The organism is Bacillus sp. B1-b2 (assembly GCF_009183415.1).
In the GTDB taxonomy this organism is placed as follows: domain Bacteria; phylum Bacillota; class Bacilli; order Bacillales; family Cytobacillaceae; genus Niallia.
Genome location: NZ_WEHU01000040.1, coordinates 22,886 through 28,948 on the forward strand (window position 1 = coordinate 22,886; position 6,063 = coordinate 28,948).

At 34.8% G+C, this 6,063-nt stretch carries 5 protein-coding genes; 1 reads left to right on the forward strand and 4 read right to left on the reverse strand.

What is annotated here, in order from left to right; all coding sequences use genetic code 11:
- Nucleotides 1–187 precede the first annotated feature (187 nt).
- The 4 genes from F9279_RS22780 to F9279_RS25850 all read right to left on the reverse strand — a co-directional run bounded on the left by F9279_RS22780 (nucleotide 188) and on the right by F9279_RS25850 (nucleotide 4,842).
- On the reverse strand, nucleotides 188–1,627 hold the full coding sequence (locus F9279_RS22780; protein WP_152116429.1) for a glycoside hydrolase family 1 protein: 1,440 nt from the start codon (nucleotides 1,625–1,627) through the stop codon (nucleotides 188–190).
- 51 nt (nucleotides 1,628–1,678) lie between these two features.
- Nucleotides 1,679–3,529, reverse strand: coding sequence for a beta-glucoside-specific PTS transporter subunit IIABC (locus F9279_RS22785; RefSeq protein ID WP_152116430.1), 1,851 nt, complete (start codon nucleotides 3,527–3,529; stop codon nucleotides 1,679–1,681).
- Between the two features lie 172 nt (nucleotides 3,530–3,701).
- Complete coding sequence (licT, locus tag F9279_RS22790; protein ID WP_152116431.1) at nucleotides 3,702–4,547, reverse strand: BglG family transcription antiterminator LicT; 846 nt, start codon at nucleotides 4,545–4,547, stop codon at nucleotides 3,702–3,704.
- A gap of 184 nt (nucleotides 4,548–4,731) precedes the next feature.
- Nucleotides 4,732–4,842, reverse strand: coding sequence for a cell wall metabolism sensor histidine kinase WalK (locus F9279_RS25850; protein ID WP_226793834.1), 111 nt, complete (start codon nucleotides 4,840–4,842; stop codon nucleotides 4,732–4,734).
- Nucleotides 4,843–5,426: 584 nt separating this feature from the next.
- Here F9279_RS25850 and F9279_RS22795 point away from each other — a divergent pair.
- The gene (locus F9279_RS22795) at nucleotides 5,427–5,963 is read left to right on the forward strand and encodes a DUF5381 family protein (RefSeq protein ID WP_152116432.1); all 537 of its coding nucleotides are present in this window, start codon (nucleotides 5,427–5,429) and stop codon (nucleotides 5,961–5,963) included.
- The last annotated feature ends 100 nt before the right edge of the window (nucleotides 5,964–6,063 follow it).

The window sequence follows — 6,063 nt, forward strand, 5'->3', positions numbered from 1 at the left end:
AGATAATTCTAGTATATTTTTCATTAATAATCTATGACTCTTGTGAAAAGATCTAAATCAAAGGTCCTATTGTGTAGGAAAATGGATGGATAATCTGATTCCCCAGATGGTTAGCAATATCTGCACGAAAAAAAAAGAAACCAACATAATTGATTTCTTTTTTGTCTATTAATATTTAACCTACTACTTACAACTCTTCCCCATTACTAGCAATCACATTCTTATACCAATCAAACGACTTCTTCTTACTACGTGCAAGTGTCCCGCTACCATCATCATGTTTATCTACATAGATAAAGCCATAGCGTTTAGACATTTCTCCTGTAGAAGCACTTACCAAGTCAATACAGCCCCACGGTGTGTAACCCATTAGTTCTACACCATCTTGAACTGCTTCCCCCATTGCTTGAATATGCTCACGAAGGTAGTCAATTCGGTAGTCATCGTTAATAGAACCATCTGCTTCTACTTTGTCGTATGCGCCTAATCCGTTTTCTACTACGAATAATGGTTTTTGGTAACGATCATATAATTGATTTAATGAAATTTGTAATCCAGTTGGATCAATCTCCCAGCCCCAATCACTTGCTTTTACGAATGGGTTTTTAATGCCGCCTAGGATATTACCTTGGCCCACTTCTTCTGGTAATTTATCTTTTTTCTCTGTACGAGACATATAGTAGCTTAGTGCCACATAATCTACTGTGTTTTCTTTAATTAATTCAAGGTCGCCCTCTTGTATTTCTAGTTCAATTCCGTGTTCTCTAAAGTAACGCTTCATAAATGCTGGGTATTGACCACGTACTTGAACATCTCCACAGAAATAGTTGAATAGCTGTTCTTCTTTTAATGCATATAGTACGTTTTCTGGATTTGAATCTGCTGCATATGTTGGCAGATATACAAGCATACAGCCGATTTGAGCACCTGGAATTATTTCATGACAAAGCTGTACAGCTCTTGCACTTGCTACAAATTGGTGATGATAAGCTTGGAATGTTGGTTGATAACGATCTTCTTCTTTTTGAATAGCGAATCCTAAACCAAGGATTGGCATGTGAAGACTACTATTGATTTCGTTAAAAGTCATCCAGTATTTCACCTTATCTTTATAGCGATTGAATAGAACTGTTACATAACGCTCAAAGAAAGTTACTAGTTCACGACTTTTCCAACCACCATATTCTTTTACTAAGTAAAGTGGTAACTCATAATGAGAAATTGTTACAACTGGTTCAATATTGTACTTTAATAGTTCATCAAATACACGCTCATAGAATGCTAAGCCCTCTTCGTTTGGTTCTGTTTCATTTCCATTTGGAAAAATTCGAGACCAGGCGATAGACATACGGAATGTTTTGAATCCCATTTCAGCAAAAAGCGCAATGTCCTCTTTATAGCGATGATAGAAATCGATTGCCTCATGGTTTGGATACGTATATTTATCATAATCTAACTCAAAGTCAAATCCTGGATCTGAAAGTACTTTTAAACGCACTTTTCCTCCTGGTAACACATCTGGAGTATTTAAGCCTTTGCCGCCTTCGTTTGATGCACCTTCTAATTGGTTCGCAGCAGTTGCTCCTCCCCATAGAAAACCTTCTGGGAATTTAAATGTTGATTTCATTATTATTTCCTCCTTTAATGGAAGGAAGGAGAAATTCTCCTTCCTTCTTCTTTATACGATAACTGTTAGTAATTTCTCTGATTGAACAATTTGCTCTTCGCTAGTTCCAGCTACTTCGCTATAGTCACTAGTATTTGTGATAATGACAGGAGTAGTCACTGGATAACCAGCTTCTTTAATTTTTTCTATATCAAATTCTACTAATAAATCTCCTTGCTTCACTACATCACCTTGTTTCACTGCTGGAGTATAGTATTGGCCATTTAACTGAACTGTATTAATACCAATATGAATGAGTATTTCTGCGCCATCTGTTGATGTAATACCAACTGCATGACCTGTTGGAAAAATAGTAGAAACTGTTCCATTCACTGGTGAGATTGCTTTACCAACTGTTGGTTCGATGGCAATCCCTTTCCCCATTGCTTCCGAAGCAAATACAGCATCATCTACTTTTGAAAGAGGAAGTACATCTCCTGTTAATGGACTTAGAATTACTTCTTGTTTTAACAAAGGCTGTGCTTTTGGTTCTTCTGTTACAACTGATTCTGTTGTAGCTTCTTCCTTCTTTTTCTTATCTTCATATCCAAATACCAATACTAATACTAGTGCAATAGCAAGAGCAATGAAGTTAACAATTAGGAATGAACCAATTGGTGAAAAAGCTGGTGCTGTTAAAATAGCAGCAAAGGCAAACGATTTAGCATTGATACCAACAATACCTGTAATGGCACCGCCAACTGCTCCGGCAATGATGATATATGGAATCGTTCTTTTAAAGCGTAGAAGGAGACCATAAATAATCGGTTCTGTTACTCCAGATAATGCTGCTGGTAAGAATGTAGACCCAGCAAGTGATTTTATGTTCTTATCTTTTGATTTGATAAATATACCTATTGCTAATCCCATTTGGGCAAATACAGAAGCTGCAACCATTGCAAGCAACGGATCAGATCCTGATGTCAGGTTCTCCAAAATAATTGGAACAAGACCCCAGTGTAGTCCAAGAACAGTTAAGAAAGTCCAACCAGCACCCATAACAGCACCTGCTAACCATCCACTCTTATCACTTAAGAAATTAATTCCTGCTCCAATCCAATCCCCTACATAAACCCCAATTGGTCCAAATACTATAACTGCTAATGGAACAATAATCATTAATGAAAGCATTGGAACTAAGAACATTTGTATATCTTTATGAATAACTTTTTTCAAGAATTTATCTAAAAGTGCATAAATAGTAATCGCAATAAATACAGGGAATACTGTTGATGAATAATCCATTAATACAACAGGAATTCCAATAAAACTAGACACATCCCCTGTTGCCATTAATCCTGTAAAGTTTGGCTCAAGTAGAGCTGCCCCTATTGTTCCACCTACATATGGATTTGCTCCTAATTTAGTAGAGATGGTTATCCCTAAGAAAATAGGAAGGAAATAGAATACTGCATTACCAGCAGCAGATAAAATAAAGTAAGTACCACTAGTTTCAGATAATAAACCAGTCATTGTAAGAACTGTTAAGACCGCTTTTAACATACCTGCTCCAGCTAGTGCACCTATTAATGGAGAGAAACTTCGTGATACTACTTCGAAAATTTGAGCTCCGATACCTTGCTTAGGTCCTGTAGTTGGGGCTTTGTCAGCACCTTCAATATTAGTAATTTTATTAATTTCCTTATATACTTCCGGAACATGACTTCCAACAACCACTTGAAATTGTCCGCCACTTTCTACCACACTAAGAATTCCATCTAAATTTTGAAGCGCCTCTTTATCTGCTTTACTGCTGTCATTTAATTTAAAACGTAGGCGTGTAGCACAATGAACAAGACTATTAATATTCTCTTCTTCACCGACTAACTCCACAATATCCTTTGCCAGTTTGTTATAACTCATCTTCTATACTCCTTTTTTTAAACACTTATATTTTCTTATCCTTTTCACATGAATATAGCTTTTCCCTTGGATTACCTGATTATAAAAACAACTATTTCCTTAATCTAGAGCAATAAAAAAACCTAAATCAAACGTTTGTTTGATTTAGGTTTTGCCCTTTCAGGTTACAATCCTACTTGTCCATATTATTGCTTTTGACAACTCGCTCGATATGAATGGTCAAATAAATCATTTCTTCATCTGTTAACACATACGTATAGGTGCTCTCAATAAATTTCTTTATTTTCAATGCACAAGCATGTGCTTCTGGATACTTCTTATGTATCACTTGATATAGCTCGTCATCTGAAGAACTATCATAATGATTTCCTTTGACTAGCCGCTGAGCAAAGAACTTTAGATGTGTAATAAAACGGTAGAAATGCAGAGAATTTTCATTAAAATCTGTTTTGAAGTGATATCTTACAAGTGTTAGAATCTCTTGCATAATCTTTGTCATATCTTGTACAACAGGCATCTCTTCATTCAATTCCGCGTTAACAATATGAAGTGCCAAGAATCCAGCCTCATCTTCTGGTAAGATAAGACCAAATTGATCACAAATCATATTTAATGCTTCAAGTCCTACCTCATACTCATCCTTATACAGCTGCCTTGTTTCCCAAAGTAATCCATTCTTTATAGGTAGGTGGTTTCGAAAACGCTCCACCGCATGGTAAATGTGATCTGTTAAGTGTATATAAATGCTTTCATTTAATTTCTTTCCAAGCTTCAACTTTGCATAAGCAATTATCTTCTCTGTTACTTGCATATACTCTATAGGCATATCAGAAATCAAGGTTTTGAATTTCATCCTCATATCTTCGTTCTCTAATGTGAAGATCTTGTCAATTTGCTCATCATTAATCTTATCACCAACTCGTTTTTGAAAGGCGATTCCACGACCAATAACGATCACTTCTTGCTTGTCTTTAATCGAACTCACTGCATTATTATTTAAAATCTTCTCGATCTTCACTAGTTTACCTCCGATATATAGAGAAAAAGGCAAAACCCACCCCTTTTCATAAGGTAATCGGTTTTGCCTGATCTAACAGTTACAATCCGCTCTGTATACGCTTCCTACATTGTAACAAAAGATAGGAAGAATGGCAATAGCATTTTATATTTTGTGAGTACTTTCATTCCTATAGCCCTACCTACTACAACTCCAACAACTGCTTCTGTAATGCAAAAGGCAACTGAATCGATACAGTAGTTCCCTTATTCAACTCACTATAAAAACTCATCTTGCCTTTATGACTTTCAATCATTTTATTGCATGTCATTAAGCAGGTCCTGTTCCTTTTTCTTTTGTTGTAAAGAATGGCTCACATAGTGTGTCTATCCGTTCTGCTTCTATCCCGACTCCTTGGTCTCAGATCTCCATTTCAATGTTTCCAACGTCTAGATTTTGCACTTTTATGTAAACGATTCCACCAGTAGGCATTGCTTCCATCGCATTGCAATAGATTAATAAAGACTTGCTAACCTTTTTTCATCAGGTTCTAAGCGATTTATGTCTTCTTTCCTTTTTATCTTCTTGTATCCTGTTTGCAATCGGAGAACCCTTTCTTCTATTGTTGATAATGAGATGACTAAAGAAATGGTTTATTTTGGGCTAAATTAGGGTATGTGCAATAAGTAATAACCCAAGAATTGGATTTATATGTTTTTTTGCAAGATATAAAAGTCTAAAAATACTTAATTTATAAAGAGGTTTATTTGCATTTACTAGTGAAATAGTACACTAGGTTCTAAATTTTTCTAATAGATTACAATCGTTGAAATTTAATAGAAATCAAAATTTGAAGTAATCTTTTATAGTCATAGTTAAGGTAAACGGAGGTATAAAGTTGTGGCAAATCTCAAAATAAAGAATGACATTATTTATGTAAAAGGGTCCAAATTCATATACGTTTGCTTTTTAGTTCTGGGTATATTAGGTTTTTTAGTCGGCTGTTTCTTCCTTCTAAAAGTAGGATTTGCCTTCGAGTCTAATTATTCCCTATTTTATATTTTCGGCGGAATCGTCTTTACTCCTATATTTCTCTATTTATTTTTATGGTATTTACCTGGGTATAAGATTGGAAAAGTTTTCTTCAAAATTGAGAACGGAACCATTATAACTCCTAAAAGGACAATCCCTGCACGAGATATAAAGGATATTTATATCATAAGAAATGGTTTTAATTTAATGGAAGAAATGATTATCGAAACATATTCTGGAAAGAAAACTAAAGTCCGTACATACAATATTTTAAGTGAATTAGACATCAAATTAGTAATAGATAAATATCTTTACCCTTACCTATCAGATGAAACAAAGAAAACTTGGGATAAAAAGGTGAATTTAGATTATCTATTTACCATCACTAGTGTCGCACTAAAATAATTCAACACAAATTATAAAACTGAATTTTCTGCAACTTAATTTTTCCATAAAAAAATCCTTTATAATGGTTTGGTGGTAGTAACCTATCCAAATCCACAAT